The organism is Arsukibacterium sp. MJ3, from assembly GCF_000987765.1.
Classification (GTDB): Bacteria; Pseudomonadota; Gammaproteobacteria; order Enterobacterales; family Alteromonadaceae; genus Alishewanella.
In genome coordinates, this window is the sequence record NZ_LAHP01000020.1 from 25,721 (window position 1) to 42,727 (window position 17,007).

A 17,007-nucleotide genomic window follows, 5' to 3' on the forward strand; every position below is an offset into this window, starting at 1 on the left:
TCTTGTCAGGAAACGGGCTTAGGTAATTACAGCTAATACAACGCCTACACATGCCCGTTGGGTATGTGCCACCACCAGTTGGTCAGGTTAAAAGCGGCTGCGTATTGCATTAACGTTAATCTCTTGATTATTGCTATTAAGTTGTCACATAAAACCGCGAAACGTGGCGCTCGTCAAGTGCTGTTTTGTTATAAACTAGAATTTAAAACGTTTAAGCGGCCAGATGGCTTTATTTTGCGACAGGCTTGGCGACAGAGTTTTGCAGCTCGGTTAGTTGTTGCCACATTTTTTCGCTCTCTTCGGTTAAATCGGCGAATAGTCGCATGTCACCATTGCGCTGGGCATGCATAGCTTGTTCAAGTTTGTTGTCGTACGCTTTACGTAATTTTTTTACCGGATCGGGTTTTAAAAAGCTAAACATAATTATCTCTGCAAAGTGACATGATGCTCATATTACGCAATTAAGGTGCCGCCAGTTCAGTTTATTTTGCGTTAAGCAGGCGCTGTGCGACAATAGTGCGCTTATTTAGAGGTGCCAATGAAATTTGATTTACACAGCCATACCCTATGTTCTGACGGGGTGTTATCGCCGGCAGAACTGGTTGCACGAGCAGTAGAACGTGGCGTAGATGCGCTGGCAATTACTGACCATGACACCGTGGCCGGCCTGGCTTTAGCGCAGCAAACAATTATTGACCAGCAATTGCCGCTAACGCTAATTAATGGCGTGGAAATCTCTTGTCGTTGGCTGGAGCTGGAAGTGCATATTGTTGGGCTAAATATTAACCCGCAATGCCCGGAATTTTTAGCGCACTTAGCATCGCAGCGGCAACGCCGGCTGGAGCGAGCCGAAGAAATGGCGCGCCGCTTGGCGAAAAGCCACATTGCTGATGTATTGCCGGCAGTGTTAGCATTGGCTAATGGTGCAGCCTTAACCCGCACACATTTTGCCCGCCACCTGGTGAGTATCGGCAAAGCCAGCTCGATGAATAATGTCTTTAAAAAATATTTAGGTCGCGGCAAAATAGGTTATGTGCCGAGCAATTGGGTAGACATGGCGGATGCTGTGAAATGGATCCATAATGCCGGCGGTGTTGCGGTATTGGCTCACCCATTAAAATATCAATTAACCACTAAATGGGTGAAGCGGCTGGCAGAGCAATTTGCCAGTGCCGGTGGCGATGCCATAGAAATTATTTCGCCGCAGCAAACGCCGGTGCAAAAACGTGAATTGTGGGCGTTGTGTCAGCTGCATGGCTTAACGGCCTCAGTTGGTTCTGATTTTCATCAGCAAACCAGCTGGAATGATCTTGGAAAAAATCTATATTTAACTGACGACGTTACGCCGGTTTGGCATAACTGGGCGCTGGAGCCAGCACTTAACCACGCAGTGGGTTAAATGCTGTTAATCTGCACACTAATGATAGAAGAATAAAAAATGAGTCAATTTTTTCATATTCATCCCGAAAACCCGCAACAACGGTTGTTAAAACAAGCGGTGCAAATTATTAAGCAGGGTGGCGTCGTGGTGTATCCCACAGACAGTGGTTATGCCTTGGGTTGCCACGTTGGTGATAAAAGCGCTATGGATCGGATCACTAAAATTCGCCAAATTAGTGGTGATCATCATTTTACGTTGATGTGTCGTGATTTATCGGAGTTATCGGTGTATGCCCGCGTGGAAAATAGTGCATTTCGGTTGATTAAAAATAATACCCCCGGCGCTTATACGTTTATTTTAAAAGGCACCAAAGAAGTGCCGCGGCGTTTACTTAACGACAAAAAGAAAACCATTGGCCTGCGTATTCCGGAGCATAAAGTGGCATTAGCCTTGTTGCAGGAGCTAGCTGAGCCGCTATTGTCTACCAGTTTAATTTTGCCGGGGCAGCAGTTTGCCGAAGCTGATCCGGATGATATGCGCTCGCAGTTGGAGCGCCAGGTTGATTTAATTATGCATGCCGGCGTTATTGGCGAAGCACCAACGACGGTGGTCGATTTGTCCGAAGACGGCGCCGTGGTGCTGCGGCAAGGCCGCGGCGATGCAACGCCATTTCTGTAACACCTAATGAGTAAATCGTTGGCTAATTTAACCGTGCAGCAGCTATTGCCGCTGGCGTTTGTGCGCGGCGAGGCAGTGCATAAGCGGCCGGACGATTTGTATATTCCGCCGGATGCCTTAGAAGTAATGCTGGATGCTTTTGAGGGGCCGCTCGACTTTTTATTGTATTTAATCCGTAAACATAAGTTTGATATTGTCGATTTACCGGTCAATGACATTACCTTGCAATATATGGAATATATTGAATTAATGCAGGGTTTAAATTTCGAACTGGCAGCCGAGTATCTGGTGATGGCAGCGATGCTGGCCGAGATAAAATCGCGTTTGTTACTGCCACGCCATAGCCAGGCGGAAGACGATGAAGATGATCCACGAGCTGAACTTATTCGGCGTTTGCAGGAATACGAAGTGTATAAGCAAGCCGCTACTGAACTAGACAGCTTGCCGCGTGACGAGCGCGATTATTTCGGTGCACGGGCAAGACTGGCTGATAATTTTAACCCTTTAGTGATCTTACCCGATGTGCAATTAACCGAACTGGTGCTGGCCTTGCAAAGCATTATGCGACGCGCTAAAGATTTTCAGCATCATCATATTAAACGTGAGCATTTATCTACCCGTGAGCGAATGAGCCGAATTTTAGCGCTACTGCAACAGCATCACGGTTATCTGGCCTTTGCCGATTGTTTTGAGTTAACGGAAGGCCGCGAGGGCGTAGTAGTGAGTTTTCTGGCAATACTGGAACTGACCAAAGAAAAACTGGTAGAAATTATTCAGGTTGAAGTATGTGGTCAAATTCATGTCAAAGTAGCCAGAGATAATCGCTAATGATTCAAAAAATTAATGATATTCAACTGTTACAGCTTATTGAAGCGGCTATTTTTGCCAGTGAGCAACCACTGAGTATAGCTGAGCTACAAGCAACAGTACTGCAACGTTTTAGTGTTAGCAATGGCCGGATTGATGTTACAATTCGCCAATTGCAACAGGATTACAGTGCCCGCGGCATTCAATTACAGCAAACGGCTTCCGGCTATCGCTTTCAAACCCGACCTGAGCTTAGTGATGATTTAGCCCAATTGTGGCCTGAGCGCACCGCCCGCTATTCCCGTGCGGTGCTGGAAACCTTGGCCCTTATTGCCTATAAACAGCCGTTAACCCGCGGTGAAATTGAAGCGGTACGAGGGGTTGCCGTTGGCAGCCAGATCATGCGCAGCTTACTCGACCGCGGTTGGATTAAAGTGGTTGGCCACAAAGAAGTTCCGGGGCGGCCGGGGTTATATGCTACTACCGCCTTATTTTTAGATTATTTTGGCTTAAAAAGCCTCAGCGATTTGCCGTCATTGCCGGAATTTACCGAGTTAACGGCCGATCTTCTTCCCACCGTCGAGATGACAGGAGAGTTACACTAATGAGTGATAAAATTATCAGCGAAAAGCTGCATAAAGTATTAGCCCGCGCCGGCGTAGGTTCACGCCGGGAAATGGAAGACTGGATCAGTAAAGGTCGGGTTACTGTAGACGGTAAACCGGCAGGCTTAGGCGACAGAGTTAGTAGCGCGCAGGCGGTGCGGGTTGACGGCCATCCGGTACATATTGTTAGTGAAGATCAGCAAATTTGCCGGGTACTGGCTTACCATAAGCCAGAAGGTGAAATTTGTTCGCGCACCGATCCAGAAGGCCGGCCAACAGTATTTTCGCGCTTGCCAAACATTAAAGGTGCACGCTGGATAGCCATTGGCCGCTTAGATATTAATACCTCCGGTTTATTGTTATTTACCACCGACGGTGAATTAGCTAACCGTTTAATGCACCCTAAATTTGAAGTAGAGCGTGAATATGCGGTGCGGGTGTTTGGTGATATTAACGACGCCATGATCCAACGCCTGCGAACCGGGGTGGAACTGGAAGATGGCAAAGCGAATTTTAAGAAAATTAAAGCGCTGCCAGGCGAGGGGATTAATCGCTGGTTTCATGTGGTGCTAACCGAAGGCCGTAACCGTGAAGTAAGACGGATGTGGGAGTCGCAAGGTGCGGTGGTTAGCCGTTTAATCCGGGTGCGTTATGGCGATTTACTGCTGCCAAAACATATTCCGGCCGGCGGCTATGCCGAGTACCCGCTGGATGAAGTAAACTACCTGCGCAAGCTGGTGCATTTAGGCGAAGAGCTGCAAACGCTGGTTAAAAGTGAAGACAGAACGGAGCGTCGCCGCCGCTTGGCCAGTATGAAACGGGCTGTGCGTAAGCATCAGATAGCCGAAAAAACCCCGGCTAAAAAAGCTGAGCCAAAACCTAAACCGGCTGCCAAGCCGCAACGCGCACCGGCCAGTAAGGGTAAATCAACCCAGCGCCAGCCCACTGGTAAAAAACCAACCCGACAAGGGCAAAGCTGATAGTTCACAAAAGTTTCAATTAACAAAAAGGCGCTGTGGCGCCTTTTTTGTTTAGTCATATTGTTAAGTTGCTGACTAAGCCTAATGTTGAAAGCAAGCTGATACGAAACACCCTAATTACACTAATTGTTAACGTTTAATTACAATAAATTTGTTGGATTAGGCTACAGTAGGTTTACTGTTGAGCAAAATGGAGTTAGCAATGACAATTAAGGGGTTTACCATCGCTTGTGGGCTTTGCTTAAGCGTGTTGTTTGTGACCGCCTGTGGTGGCAGTAGCAGTAGCAACCCACCAGTGCAGGAGCAACCGCCAGCACCGGCACCGCCGCCGGTTAGTCTTAGTTTTCAAGGGCTGGATGGTTTAATTATCAATAAGCTGTATCAGCATAGCGGCGTGTTAGTCGCGGCCAGTGATGCGGGGGTTTATTGGCAAACGAATGAAAATAACTGGCACGCGGCCGGACTTACTGATTTTGACATTATGGCCATGGCGTTGCTAACCGAGCAACACTGGCTGGCATCAAGTACTCAACTTGCTCCGGACGGGTATCCTCGTTACCTGCTGTTTGAAAGTTTTAATGCGGGCAGTGACTGGCATGAGGTGAACTACCAGTTTGGCCAAGCGGGTGAGAACGAAGCCATTTATGCCCTGTTGTTTGACGAGGTAGCACACATTATTTATGCCACCGGAGTTAGTGTGTTAGCCAGCTCAACCGATATGGGACAAAGCTGGAAAGTAAGCCACGGCGATTTCGGTGGCTTTGGCATGCCCAAAAGCGCGTTAACTCAGTCGGCTGATCGCCAAACCCTTTGGTATGGCGGCCAGGGTGCTATTGAAAATGGAATGTTATATCAGTATGACTTAAATAGTGGTCAGGCGGTGCTGTTCAGCGATTTATTCCCTAATCCCAGCTCTATTAAAGCTATTCGTTATGCGCCTGATGATCCGCAAACGGTGTATGTCAGCTCCGAAGGAGGCATTGTTCGCAGCAACGACCATGGCCAGAGTTGGCAAACTATTTTAGGCGATGTCGATTTCCGTTTTTATTTCGATGTGGTGATTGACCCGGTAACACCCGAGCGCATTTTTACCGCCGGTTGGGCGAAAAATTTTACTGAGCCACAACCGTTAATTATTGAATGGACAGATAACGGTGGGCAGAGCTGGCAGCAATACCAGTACCCGGGTGGCAGTAATTTTTTTGGTGGCGTGCGAAGCATGATTTTAGTAGCTGAAGGGACACAACAGGTGGTGTATTTTGGCTTGTATAAAGGCGGCATTATGCGCATGCCGCTGCCCTAATATTTAAAGTAGTTAGTTAGCTGTTGCTATAGCCATTGGGGTTTTGGCGTTGCCAGCGCCAACTGTCTCGTACCATGTCGTCCAGGGTTTTTTCTGCTTGCCAGCGCAGTAAGTTAAAGGCCTTATCAGGCTGAGCGTAACAGCTGGCAATATCACCGGCGCGGCGCGGTGCAATGTTATACGGTACTGCTACGTTATTCACTTTACTAAAGGCCTTAACCATATCCAGTACACTATAGCCGGTGCCGGTGCCGAGGTTAATGGCTTCAATACCCTGATGCTTGCTCAGGTATTGCAAGGCTTTTAAATGGCCAGCGGCTAAGTCAACTACATGAATATAATCGCGCACGCCGGTGCCGTCATGGGTGGCATAGTCGTTACCAAATATACTAAGCGAGGCACGTTTACCCACGGCCACTTGTGCGATAAATGGCATTAAGTTATTGGGCATGCCGTTTGGGTCTTCACCAATCTGGCCACTGCTGTCAGCACCCACCGGGTTAAAATAGCGCAGCACACTAATACTCCAGTCTGGTTCAGCTTGCACTAAATCCTCCAGAATATGCTCAATCATCAACTTACTTTGACCATAAGGATTAGTGGCAGAGCGGGCAGCAGTTTCCGCTATAGGCACGGTTTTCGCATCACCATACACCGTAGCCGAAGAGCTAAACACTAACTTTTTAACCTTATGCTCCCGCATTACCCGGCATAGGGTTACGGTGCCAGCAACATTATTGTCGTAATAATGCAGTGGCATTTTGGTCGATTCTCCCACAGCTTTTAGCCCGGCAAAATGCACCACGGCGTTAATCGGATACTGCCGAAATACCGTTTGCAAAGCCGCTTCGTCGCGAATATCGCCACTGATGCTAATTACTTTAGCCCCGGCCAGCTGCTCAACCCGCTGCAATGCCGTGGTGGAAGAATTACTGTAGTTATCGAAGCTGATAACCTTGTAGCCAGCCCGCAGTAAGGCAAGGGCGGTGTGGCTACCGATATAGCCGGCGCCGCCGGTAAGCAGAATGTATGCCATGACAATCCTAACTAATTTAAGGTAATACTTTTTTAAAGGGCTTTACGGTGGACTGCACATAAACACCTGCCGCTAAAAAAGGGTCACTGTCGGCCCAGCTTTTGGCATCGGCTAACGAGGTGAATTCAGCCACCACTAACGAGCCAGTAAAACCGGCACCACCAGGCTCGTTACTGTCGATTGCCGGTAACGGCCCGGCCAATAATAAGCGACCCGCGTCATTTAAGGTGTGTAAACGTTCAAGATGCGCCGGGCGGGTTGCCAGCCGGTTTTCCAGACTATTGGCCGCATCTTCAGAGTAAATCATATAGAACATGGTAAAACTCACTTAGTGGTTTGTCGCTGCAAGATAGCAGATCTGCCCGGCAAAACCAATTAGCACAGCCTTTGTTGTGAAGTCGGGCTAGGATTTGCTGCAGCCTACTGTTAGCATGCGTTGCGAACATTATAAAAATAGCAAAAAAACTATTCTAATAAAAAAAATCAGGGAGTTTGCAATTCAATGAAACGTGAACAATTTAGCTCCAGCCTGGGGTTTATTCTGGCGGCCGCCGGTTCGGCAGTCGGTATAGGTAACCTGGTGGCTTTTCCGGTAATGGCCAGTAAAAATGGTGGTGCCGCCTTTTTAATCATTTATGCCTTTTTTGTGTTTTTTGTCTGTCTGCCGGTAATGCTGGCCGAGATGAGCCTGGGCCGGCATACCCGGCAAAACCCATTAGGTGCTTACACTGAAATTGGCCAGAACCGTGCCTGGCGCACCGTGGGCTGGTTATCGGTTATTACCCCTTTTATGATTGGGGTGTTTTACCTGGTTATCACTGTGTGGATTGCCGGTTACCTGGGTAAAGCCATCATGGGCCAGCTTGATCAGTTGGCCGATCCTAGCGGTTTTGGCGTGTTTATAAACAGCAACGAGTTGTTTGCCTATATGGCATTAGTTATTGGCCTGACCTTTTTAATTCTGCAAGGCGGGGTAAAAAGAGGGATAGAAAAAGCCACTACGGTGTTAATGCCGTTATTATTTGTTATGTTGATAGCGCTGGTAATCTATGTACTGACCCTAGAAAACGCTATGCTTGGCGTGAAGTTTTTCCTGGTGCCTGATTTTACTAAAATTACCGGCCAGGTATTAAATGGCGCCTTGGCTCAGGCATTTTTCTCCTTGTCACTGGCCATGGGTATTTTAATTACTTACGGCTCTTACATTCAGAAAAACAATAACATTGTCTCGGCCGGGAAAATGGTGGCAGGGTTATCGTTGTTGGTCGCTTGTTGCTCGGGATTATTGATTTTACCCGCAGCGTTTTCGTTTAACCCGGATATTGAAATCAGTGAGTTATCGGAATCGAGTATCGGTATGATTTTTATGTTTTTACCGAAAATATTTTTAGCGCTGCAAACCGACATTGGTTATTTTGGCGCTTCTTTTATTGCCTCTTTTTTCTTCTTGTTGGTGTTTTTTGCGGCGATGACCTCCTTGGTATCGATTATTGAAGTACCTGTAGCCAGCATTATGGATGGCAAGGGCTTAAGCCGGCGCAAAGCGTTGTATTCACTGGGTAGTGCTATGGTGGTGTTGGCGATTATCAGCGCGCTGTCGTTTGGCCGGGTTGATATGCTAAGCGGTATTACCAGCTATGGTGCAGATGCAACAGGGCAGCCTATTGTTAAATCCTTTTTTGATTTAATTTATGACATGTTTTATGAAACGATACTGCCGTTAAATGGCTTATTATTGTGTATATTCGTGATTTATCGCTGGAAAAAGCAAAATCTGGACGCGGAAATGAGCCAGGGCAATGCCAGCTTTGCCGGTTCATTAATGCAAAAGTATGTGAATTTTTCACTGGGTACGTTTATTCCGGCTATTCTGGCGATTATCTTTGTGAATACGGTATCGACCATTTATTTTGGGCATAACTTATTGACCCTGTTATTCGAGCGTATTGGCTTTAACTAACCGCTTCGATAACGTGCTTAAAGCAAAAAGAGAACCCATTTTGGGGTTCTCTTTTTTGGCTAGAGTAGTAGGGCGCTTAATCGTTAGCCTGGTCGCTACTTTTTTGGGTAAATAACTGACGGCGCACTGCTGCAAACTCGCTTTGACACAACGCGTAAGTAATAGGCCGGGTAACCAACGGATAGGCCATCACCAGTAATAGTACATAGCCAGCAATAGCCCAGCCATCGGCCCGGGCCACCAGAATAAACAAGCCAAACAAAATAATTAATTTTAGCGTGTTTAACCCTACTTTAGTTGGGGTGGGTAGCTTATCTGCTGCAGTGCGTACTACCTGCATCCGCTGAGAAAAGTTAAGGCCCTGAAGCTCGGGAATTTTCTGGCTGTTAAAGTACAACATTTACTAAGTCCTTTCTGGTAATAAAACCGCATATAAAAATATGGCTATTATACCCAGTATTTACAGCTATTACCTGTTAAGCGATCAGCGTTTTTAGCAGTTATCCTTTATAAAAAGCTTTTTTATAAAAAGCTCCTTTATAAAGAGATCAGACCTCGCTTTGCCATACAACCAGCAATTTCGTTCAAGCTTGCCGGGTCGTCAATGGTAGAAGGTACGATATATTCTTCACCATCGGCAATTTGTCGTAATAATTTACGCAATATTTTACCTGATCGGGTTTTGGGAAGACGCGGCACGATTAAGGCAACTTTAAAACAAGCTAAAGCACCAATTTGCTCGCGCACCAGCTGCACCAAATCGGCTTGCAACTGGGCTTCGGTGATGTCGATACCATTTTTAAGTAGCACAAAACCCACCGGCTGCTGGCCCTTTAAGGCATCTGCCAGGCCAATAACGCAACACTCGGCTACCGCTGGATGGCTGGCGACAATTTCTTCCATTTCGCCGGTAGACAAACGATGGCCGGCAACGTTGATAACATCATCAGTGCGGCCCATCACAAACAGGTAGCCGTCATCGTCAATATAGCCGCCATCACCACTGGCGTAGTAGCCTGGAAACTGGCGCAGGTAGCCGCTGTTATAGCGCTCAGGGCTTTGCCAGATAGTGGTAAGGCAACCCGGTGGTAAGGGTAGCTTAATGGCGATATTACCTTGTTGGTTAGCTGCCATAGCTTGGCCATTATGATCAAGAATGGCCACCTGATAACCCGGCACGGGCACCGTGGCAGAGCCTGCTTTAGTCGGCAATAATTCGATACCCGCAGGGTTAGCACAAATAGCCCAGCCCGTCTCGGTTTGCCACCAGTGGTCAACCACGGGTTTATTACTGTGCAGCACTGTCCAGTCGTAGGTCGCAGGGTCTAACCGTTCACCCGCCATATAAATGCGCTCAAGTGCACTTAAGTCATAATGTTGTAGTAATGTGGCATCGGGGTCTTCTTTACGAATGGCCCGAAACGCGGTCGGGGCGGCGAATAGCGCTTTTACTTTATAGTCGGCACACACCCGCCAAAACGCACCGGCATCAGGAGTGTAAACGGGTTTGCCTTCATATAATACGCTGGTGCAGCCAGCCAGTAACGGGCCATAGACGATATAAGAGTGTCCTACCACCCAGCCAACATCAGAGGCTGCCCAAAACACCTCACCGGGTTGCATACCGTAAATAGCCTGCATACTGTAATGCAATGCTACCGCATGGCCGCCGTTATCACGCACTACTCCCTTGGGTTTACCGGTAGTACCTGAGGTGTATAAAATATACAGCGGATCGGTGCTTTTAACCGTTACGCAAGCTGCAGGCTCGGCAGTCTGCAGCAATTGTTGCCAGTCGTAATCACGGCCGGTGGTTAAATCAGCCAGTAATTGTGGTCGTTGCCAGATAATACAGCTGTCGGGTTGGTGCTTGGCCATCGTCAGCGCATTATCCAACAGTGGTTTGTAAGCAATAAGTCGGTTTATCTCAATACCACAAGAAGCCGACACAATGACTTTGGGGCTGGCATCATCAATACGCACGGCCAGTTCATGGGCGGCAAAACCGCCAAATACCACCGAGTGCACGGCGCCTAACCTGGCCACTGCTAACATGGCAATAACGGCTTGTGGGATCATCGGCATATAGATAATGACCCGATCGCCTTTCATAACCCCATGCGCTTTTAAGACACCAGCAAATAATGCCACCTCATTAGTTAATTGCTGATAGCTAAATTGTTGGCGACTGCCAGTAACCGGTGAGTCATAAATAAGCGCCGTTTGCCCGCCCCGGCCTTGCTCAACATGATAGTCCAGTGCCAGATAGGCGGTGTTCAGCTCGCCATCGGCAAACCATTGATATTGCTCGCCGTCAGTTTGCAGTATTTGCTGCGGTTTTTTGTACCAGGCAAGCTTGCTTGCTTTGTCAGCCCAAAATTGTTCGGGCTGTTGACAGGCGGCTTGGTACTCTGTGTGATAAGACATGCGAAGATCCTTGTGGCGAACGTTTCCCTTAATGTACAGAAAAACGCCCGGTTTGCCACTTAGACTTATGGCTACTATTCTGCGGCGTTCTTATTCGTCAACGCTGGGCCTTTGATCGTAATATAATCAACCATATTTTGCCGAATGGCACCTTGTAAATCATCGGTAAGTGGTTGGCGGGCAGCGTCATAATCGCAGCGTAGCCCGGTAATGGCATATACCTGATTACGGCCATTTACCTTACTTAAATATAGTGCCATATCCGCAATTTGCAGCGCCCGCTCCCAGTTAAGTTCGGCTTCATCAATTCCAGCGAACGGCAAATGAATAAAACCGCCGCTGGCACTGACGGTAATCAGCTTGTTATCGCATGGCACCGGCTCGCCGGCTATAACCTCGAGGATCCGCTGACAAAAGCCAGTCACTTGTTCTGGCGCGATATTATCCAGATACAGTAAAAATTCTTCACCGCCCCAGCGGATCACTAAGTCATGCTCGCGGCATACTTTGCTTAAGCGGTCACTCAGTTGTTTTAGTACCTCATCGCCGGCAGCGTGGCCATTGTTATCATTAATTTTTTTAAAAAAATCAATATCTAATAGCAGAAAGGCATTCGCTTTTTCATTCGCATCAGTTTGACGCCGGCCAAACTTATCCCGGCGCTGCATATGTTCTTGCAGGGCGCGGCGATTAAATAAACCGGTAAGCGGGTCGCGCAGCGACTGGAACTCTAATTGCTTATTGGCTTCGCGTAATTTACGGTTAGACAGGCGCACTTTACGGTAAAGCTGGTACAGCAAAATAGCGGCAAAAATAAGCACCAAGGCAAATAAGCCTGTCAGTTGCTGCTGCAGTTTCTGATTATCCAACAACTGTGCTTTTAAGTTATTTTCCTGCTCTAAAATAGTAATTAACTGGCTTTTAGCTTTAGTATCGTAACGGTTTTGCAGCTCAAGAACGCTTTGTTCTCGTTCACTGGTCAGAATTTCTGCGCGTAATGTTAACTGTTGCTGCAGTGTTGCTGCTTGTAACTGAAACTTGCCGGCTTTGCCATAAGCTCGGGCTAACCAGCCTAAGGTAGGTTCAAATTGTGCTTTGCTGTCGTTATTTTTAAAAAAATCTAACTCGGTTAGCATGGCACTAAGGCCATCGTCATAGTTGCCTTCCATAACGGCAATATAACCCAGATTAAAGTCGATGGAATGGCTGATAAAGTTGTTGTTAAGTTGTTCTGCTTTAGTCGCCGCTAGCCGCAAGGTTTGTTTAGCCGCGCTATAATTTTCCTGCTCCATGTAAATAGAACCAAGGTTATTTTGAAACGTCAGTTCAATATCAGGTTGGTTATTGGCTTGCGCTGCGGCAATGCCGAGTGTATTGCTCAAAATAGCGGCAGTGAAATCCTGTTGTTCAGCAGTAATAAAGCCCTGCATTAAATAAAGATCAGGTAGAAACTGTTGAAACTGATATTTTTGAGCATCAACAATAAGCTGATCGATAAGCGTTTTTGCTTCCGGCCATTTTTTTAAATCGGTATAAACCTGAGCGATAGCGTAATTTAAAAAGGAGCGGCGGCGCAGGGTAAATTGATCATCAGTCTCAATAACCGCATCCAGAGCATCGGTAAAATGTTGCAGAGCTTGTTCATACTGACTATCTGCCCGAAGCAGCCGGCCTAGTAAGTTATGGGCATAATAACGAACCCGCGGCGTGTTGGCTTGTTTAACAATTAACTCTAACCGATCAGCCTTTAGTACTGCTGCTGTCAGCTCTCGCTGATAAACTAAAAATTCAATTTCGGTAGCATAAATTTCACTCAGGGCATCAGCGTCGTTGCTTTGATCTAAGAGCGCCAGTAACTCAGTTAGTACGTTGTCAGCCTGTTGTTGTTGCTGTTGGTACAAAAATGCGCTGGCTTGATATGACAGTAAGCGAACTTTGCTGGCAAAAGCAATGTCCGTGGTTGCGTTAACATAATAGCGTTCGAATAATGAATTTATAAATATATCTGCTGCAGCAGTATCATCAAAAGTAGTAACCAGATACTGATCCAGTTGTTGCTCTAACGGCTCGCTTGTTTGTAGTTGTGCAACAGCCGGGCTGAGTAAAAGATTAAGCAGCAGTATAGCTGCGCCCATCTGCCGGGTAAAAGCAAAGCGATTTGGGACAAAAAGCAGAAACATTGGCCAGTTCCAGATAAAACAATAACTAAGAAGATAGCGTATTTAGCCAACAATTACAGCTTAAAACCACACTGAAATAAGCTTACTGTCTGAATATTTTCAGCTGCTTAGGGTAATTAGCCACTAATTAACGCTATAATAACGCTCATCTTAATAAAACCGCGGGCTATGTTTTGCCAGCGGTTTAGTGTGGAAGTGTTATGAGTACCCTCGAATACCTGTTTATTATGTTGTTGTTAGTGGCGGCTAGTTCGTTTTTTTCTGTCTCTGAGATAGCGTTAGCGGCGTCACGAAAAATGCGTTTAAGGATGATGGCGACGCAGGGCGATGTCAGTGCTGAAAAGGTCTTAATGCTGCAGGAGCATCCGGGTAATTTTTTCACGGTAGTACAAATTGGTTTAAATGCGGTAGCTATTTTAGGCGGTATTTTGGGTGAGTCAGCTTTTACTCCTTACTTTTCGTCACTGCTGGCGGTATTTACTAACGCTAGCTGGGTGCCTGCTGCGGCCTTTATTTTATCTGTTTTTTTTGTTACCTCGCTATTTATTTTGTTTGCTGATCTTATGCCCAAGCGGCTGGCGATGATTGCGCCAGAAAAAATTGCGGTGAAAATTGTCCGGCCAATGTCGTTATTAATTGTGTTGTTAAAACCGTTGGTCTGGTTGTTCAATGGTTTAGCGAATTTATGTTTTAGTTTGTTTAATGTGCCAACGATGCGTAAAGACGATATAACGCCTGACGATATTATGGCGATGATGGATGCCGGTGCGCAGGCCGGGATATTACAACAACACGAACATCAGTTGCTGGAAAATGTGTTTGATATGGAGTCACGTACCGTGACCTCGGCCATGACCGCACGGGAAAGCCTGATTTTTTTTACTAATAACGAATCACAAGACAACATTAAAGCCAAAATTGCTGAACATCCGCATGCTAAATTTATTGTGTGTAACGAGGTGCTTGATCGGGTGGTAGGCTATGTTGATACCCGCGATATTTTGATGCAGGTGTTGCATGATCAGCCAATCTCGTTAAAAAAAGAAGGCATAGTGCGCTCGCCACTGATTATTCCGGATACGTTGTCGCTGTACGAAGCGCTGGCACACTTTAAGTCTACCGGGGTAGATTTTGCAATTATTATGAACGAATATGCCTTAGTGGTCGGCATTATTACCTTAAAAGACGTAATGAGTATTGTTATGGGTGAGCTGGTAAGCTCTGAAGAAGAACAAATAGTGAAGCGTGACGCTAATTCCTGGCTGGTAGAAGGATTAACGCCGTTGGCTGATGTGATGCGGGTGCTGGATATTAGCAGCTTTCCTAACCCAGAAAATTATGAAACCATTGCCGGTTTTATGATGTTTTCATTGCGTAAAATACCCAAACGCACCGATTTTGTGCTACATTTTGGCTATAAATTTGAAGTCGTTGATATCGACAGCTATAAAATAGACCAGCTATTGGTAACTCGGGTAGAAAACCTGGAAACTTAACCAGATAACGCCGTTTGTTCAGCCAGTTCTAACATTTTTTGCCGGAAGCTATCCAGCCCGGCCATTACTTTGCTGTAAGTTTGATCAACGCCGTCAGCCACTTCGCCTTCCAACACTTTTAAGCCTTTTAGGATATCTTTGGCATCGGCAAAGCCTTTTTCAATACCACTGCCAATAACCGATAAAAAACTGTCTAGCTGTTGTTGTTCGGAGCGTCCTGGATTAAGTTCTTTATAGCGGCTGTAAAAACCAGTAGCAAAAGCCACAATGCGATCAGCTGTAGCCTCTGGCGAAGTATCAATACCTGAATCATAGATTTTTTGCGCAGCATTCTCACCCAGCACCGGTTCCAGCTCGGCGTTTATGCCCTCTAAAGCTGTTTTGTAAAGCAAGCTTAACGAGTCGTTATTACTGCTAAGCGACACTTGCTCATTCGCTTTTAAAATGGCCACATTTTGGGCTTGCTTGGCTTTAGCAGCACTATTTTCGATACCTTTATTATCAATGCTCTTATTGTCAGCTGTTCGGTTTTCATCTGTTTTAACCGGCTGTTTAGCTTGTGGCGTACTGCCAATTTGTGCCGCGTTATTACTGGAAGTAATAGCCATAAAGGTCACCTCTTACGGTTTAATGGGGTTTAGTAAGGTATAGCGTAACGAGGTTAACGGCCGTGCTTGTGTAAACTTTAGGCTTTTTTTACCTTAAAAATCGGCGCAGGTGTTCTGGTTTCAGGATGTTTGTAAAAATTTACCTGTACGCCACTGGTAGCGCAGTACTATGGCCAAACTTATGCTACGCAGGGCCATAAATACCGCTAATGCTGCCCACAGTGCGTGGTTTTGCCAACTTTGCAGTAAGTAAAAACTGATAGTAAAGCCCAGTAGCGCAATAACCATACTGTTGCGCAACGTTTTTCCCTGAGTGGCACCAATAAATACGCCATCGAGAAAATAGGCCCAGCAGGCCAGTAACGGCAGTAGTATCATCCAGCCCAGATACAGCCGGGCATGCTGCTGTACCTCGGGTAAAGACGTTAGCAAGGCAACAAAGCCATTACCAAACAGGCCATAACCGACACTAAATAACAACGCCAGTATCAAACACCAGAGTGCCAGTAAGCCCAAGGTGTTGCCCAGTAAAAGGCTATTGCGCGCACCAATAGCCTTACCCACCAAACTTTCAGCGGCGTAAGCCAGGCCATCCATAGCATAAGATACCAGCATTAAAAAGCTTAATAGCACGGCATTAGCGGCTACCGTGTTGTCGCCATACGCCGCCCCCTGAAAGGCGATAAATACAAAAACACTTTGTAAACACAAACTGCGCAGAAAAATATCACAATTAAGCGTAAATAAACGGCGTAGTCCGGCGAGTTGCTGCAAATGGCTACCCATGGCGGCCAATAACTCTTTTGTCAGCTGGGTGTGGCTGGCGCAGTGCTGAGTTGTTTTAGCCAATAAACGCAGTAATAAATAGCCACCCAGTAATAATCCACTGTAATCCGCCACGACCGAGGCGGCGGCAATGCCAGCAACCTGCCAGCCAAAGCCTAATACAAACACTATATTCAGCACGATGTTCACCAGATTGGTGAAAATTAACATCCACATCGGATAGCGGGCATTCTGCCGACCTAAAAACCAACCCATTAGCACTAAATTGATTAAGGTAGCCGGGGCACTCCAAATTCGGATACTAAAATACAGCTGGGCTTGTTGGTTTACTTCTGCGCTGGCCTTACTGAGGCTAAATGCCAGTTGTGCCAGTGGAAATTGCAGTATTAAAAGTAGTGCAGCCAATAGCAACGCCAGTAGCAGGCTCTGGCTTAGAAAGCGTAGCTGACCAGCCTGATCATTGGCGCCATAAGCCTGGGCAGTAAGGCCGGTGGTGCTCATGCGTAAAAAGCCCAATAAAAAAAACAACAAGCTGATTAAACTCGAGCCTAACGCCACACCACCCAGGTACCAGGCATGTTCTAAATGGCCGCTAACCGCAGTATCTACCAATGCCAGTAACGGCACTGATAAATTAGAAAATACCATTGGCAGAGCAATAGCAGCCACTTTTTTATGTAGCGGCGCATTTAACAATACAGACAGCAACCTGGTCACCTGTTCTGATAACATCTGGCGTTATCATACACGGCCTGTCTGT

Annotated in this window: 16 protein-coding genes; 8 read left to right on the forward strand and 8 right to left on the reverse strand. The window is 46.6% G+C overall.

What is annotated here, in order from left to right:
- Positions 1–229: 229 nt before the first annotated feature.
- Positions 230–421, reverse strand: a complete 192-nt coding sequence (locus VT06_RS13715) for a DUF6435 family protein (protein WP_046554892.1) — start codon at positions 419–421, stop codon at positions 230–232.
- A gap of 117 nt (positions 422–538) precedes the next feature.
- Here VT06_RS13715 and VT06_RS13720 point away from each other — a divergent pair, with 117 nt between their 5' ends.
- From VT06_RS13720 to VT06_RS13745, 6 genes are all read left to right on the forward strand, one after another.
- Complete coding sequence (locus VT06_RS13720; protein WP_046554893.1) at positions 539–1,399, forward strand: PHP domain-containing protein; 861 nt, start codon at positions 539–541, stop codon at positions 1,397–1,399.
- Positions 1,400–1,438: 39 nt separating this feature from the next.
- The gene (locus VT06_RS13725) at positions 1,439–2,059 is read left to right on the forward strand and encodes an L-threonylcarbamoyladenylate synthase (RefSeq protein WP_046554894.1); all 621 of its coding nucleotides are present in this window, start codon (positions 1,439–1,441) and stop codon (positions 2,057–2,059) included.
- Between the two features lie 6 nt (positions 2,060–2,065).
- Complete coding sequence (locus tag VT06_RS13730) at positions 2,066–2,887, forward strand: ScpA family protein (protein ID WP_046554895.1); 822 nt, start codon at positions 2,066–2,068, stop codon at positions 2,885–2,887.
- Entirely contained in the window at positions 2,887–3,471 is a 585-nt protein-coding gene (gene scpB / locus VT06_RS13735; RefSeq protein ID WP_046554896.1) for an SMC-Scp complex subunit ScpB, read from the forward strand. Before VT06_RS13730 ends, scpB begins: the two co-directional genes overlap by 1 nt.
- A complete protein-coding gene (gene rluB / locus VT06_RS13740) occupies positions 3,471–4,451 on the forward strand; it encodes a 23S rRNA pseudouridine(2605) synthase RluB (RefSeq protein ID WP_235357435.1) in 981 nt (326 codons plus the stop codon). The genes scpB and rluB overlap by 1 nt, the downstream gene beginning before the upstream one ends.
- A gap of 202 nt (positions 4,452–4,653) precedes the next feature.
- Positions 4,654–5,754, forward strand: coding sequence for a hypothetical protein (locus VT06_RS13745; RefSeq protein ID WP_046554897.1), 1,101 nt, complete (start codon positions 4,654–4,656; stop codon positions 5,752–5,754).
- Between the two features lie 16 nt (positions 5,755–5,770).
- On the opposite strand, the gene galE is transcribed toward VT06_RS13745, so the two are convergent.
- Both galE and VT06_RS13755 read right to left on the reverse strand, forming a co-directional pair.
- On the reverse strand, positions 5,771–6,790 hold the full coding sequence (gene galE / locus VT06_RS13750; RefSeq protein ID WP_046554898.1) for a UDP-glucose 4-epimerase GalE: 1,020 nt from the start codon (positions 6,788–6,790) through the stop codon (positions 5,771–5,773).
- A gap of 16 nt (positions 6,791–6,806) precedes the next feature.
- The gene (locus VT06_RS13755; RefSeq protein WP_046554899.1) at positions 6,807–7,106 is read right to left on the reverse strand and encodes a YciI family protein; all 300 of its coding nucleotides are present in this window, start codon (positions 7,104–7,106) and stop codon (positions 6,807–6,809) included.
- Between the two features lie 186 nt (positions 7,107–7,292).
- Here VT06_RS13755 and VT06_RS13760 point away from each other — a divergent pair, with 186 nt between their 5' ends.
- A complete protein-coding gene (locus VT06_RS13760) occupies positions 7,293–8,750 on the forward strand; it encodes a sodium-dependent transporter (protein ID WP_046554900.1) in 1,458 nt (485 codons plus the stop codon).
- 76 nt (positions 8,751–8,826) lie between these two features.
- On the opposite strand, the gene VT06_RS13765 is transcribed toward VT06_RS13760, so the two are convergent.
- The 3 genes from VT06_RS13765 to VT06_RS13775 all read right to left on the reverse strand — a co-directional run bounded on the left by VT06_RS13765 (position 8,827) and on the right by VT06_RS13775 (position 13,357).
- Positions 8,827–9,150, reverse strand: coding sequence for a DUF6170 family protein (locus VT06_RS13765; RefSeq protein WP_046554901.1), 324 nt, complete (start codon positions 9,148–9,150; stop codon positions 8,827–8,829).
- A gap of 137 nt (positions 9,151–9,287) precedes the next feature.
- Positions 9,288–11,177 carry a propionyl-CoA synthetase gene (locus VT06_RS13770; RefSeq protein ID WP_046554902.1) on the reverse strand — a complete coding sequence of 630 codons (1,890 nt, stop codon included), beginning with the start codon at positions 11,175–11,177 and terminating at the stop codon, positions 9,288–9,290.
- A gap of 74 nt (positions 11,178–11,251) precedes the next feature.
- Positions 11,252–13,357, reverse strand: coding sequence for a GGDEF domain-containing protein (locus VT06_RS13775; protein ID WP_046554903.1), 2,106 nt, complete (start codon positions 13,355–13,357; stop codon positions 11,252–11,254).
- A 200-nt stretch (positions 13,358–13,557) separates the two neighbouring features.
- On the opposite strand from VT06_RS13775, the gene VT06_RS13780 reads away from it, so the two are divergent.
- Positions 13,558–14,853 carry a hemolysin family protein gene (locus tag VT06_RS13780; protein WP_046554904.1) on the forward strand — a complete coding sequence of 432 codons (1,296 nt, stop codon included), beginning with the start codon at positions 13,558–13,560 and terminating at the stop codon, positions 14,851–14,853.
- On the opposite strand, the gene VT06_RS13785 is transcribed toward VT06_RS13780, so the two are convergent.
- Both VT06_RS13785 and dinF read right to left on the reverse strand, forming a co-directional pair.
- Positions 14,850–15,461 carry a DUF5610 domain-containing protein gene (locus VT06_RS13785; RefSeq protein WP_046554905.1) on the reverse strand — a complete coding sequence of 204 codons (612 nt, stop codon included), beginning with the start codon at positions 15,459–15,461 and terminating at the stop codon, positions 14,850–14,852. The genes VT06_RS13780 and VT06_RS13785 overlap by 4 nt on opposite strands.
- A 120-nt stretch (positions 15,462–15,581) precedes the next feature.
- Complete coding sequence (gene dinF / locus VT06_RS13790) at positions 15,582–16,979, reverse strand: MATE family efflux transporter DinF (RefSeq protein ID WP_082122539.1); 1,398 nt, start codon at positions 16,977–16,979, stop codon at positions 15,582–15,584.
- Positions 16,980–17,007: the final 28 nt, after the last annotated feature.

Bases quoted from the DNA above. Each gene is read 5' to 3' on its own strand.
- VT06_RS13715 (WP_046554892.1), bottom strand. From the start codon at position 421: ATGTTTAGCTTTTTAAAACCCGATCCGGTAAAAAAATTACGTAAAGCG.
- VT06_RS13720 (WP_046554893.1), top strand. From the start codon at position 539: ATGAAATTTGATTTACACAGCCATACCCTATGTTCTGACGGGGTGTTA.
- VT06_RS13725 (WP_046554894.1), top strand. From the start codon at position 1,439: ATGAGTCAATTTTTTCATATTCATCCCGAAAACCCGCAACAACGGTTG.
- VT06_RS13730 (WP_046554895.1), top strand. From the start codon at position 2,066: ATGAGTAAATCGTTGGCTAATTTAACCGTGCAGCAGCTATTGCCGCTG.
- scpB (WP_046554896.1), top strand. From the start codon at position 2,887: ATGATTCAAAAAATTAATGATATTCAACTGTTACAGCTTATTGAAGCG.
- rluB (WP_235357435.1), top strand. From the start codon at position 3,471: ATGAGTGATAAAATTATCAGCGAAAAGCTGCATAAAGTATTAGCCCGC.
- VT06_RS13745 (WP_046554897.1), top strand. From the start codon at position 4,654: ATGACAATTAAGGGGTTTACCATCGCTTGTGGGCTTTGCTTAAGCGTG.
- galE (WP_046554898.1), bottom strand. From the start codon at position 6,790: ATGGCATACATTCTGCTTACCGGCGGCGCCGGCTATATCGGTAGCCAC.
- VT06_RS13755 (WP_046554899.1), bottom strand. From the start codon at position 7,106: ATGTTCTATATGATTTACTCTGAAGATGCGGCCAATAGTCTGGAAAAC.
- VT06_RS13760 (WP_046554900.1), top strand. From the start codon at position 7,293: ATGAAACGTGAACAATTTAGCTCCAGCCTGGGGTTTATTCTGGCGGCC.
- VT06_RS13765 (WP_046554901.1), bottom strand. From the start codon at position 9,150: ATGTTGTACTTTAACAGCCAGAAAATTCCCGAGCTTCAGGGCCTTAAC.
- VT06_RS13770 (WP_046554902.1), bottom strand. From the start codon at position 11,177: ATGTCTTATCACACAGAGTACCAAGCCGCCTGTCAACAGCCCGAACAA.
- VT06_RS13775 (WP_046554903.1), bottom strand. From the start codon at position 13,357: ATGTTTCTGCTTTTTGTCCCAAATCGCTTTGCTTTTACCCGGCAGATG.
- VT06_RS13780 (WP_046554904.1), top strand. From the start codon at position 13,558: ATGAGTACCCTCGAATACCTGTTTATTATGTTGTTGTTAGTGGCGGCT.
- VT06_RS13785 (WP_046554905.1), bottom strand. From the start codon at position 15,461: ATGGCTATTACTTCCAGTAATAACGCGGCACAAATTGGCAGTACGCCA.
- dinF (WP_082122539.1), bottom strand. From the start codon at position 16,979: ATGTTATCAGAACAGGTGACCAGGTTGCTGTCTGTATTGTTAAATGCG.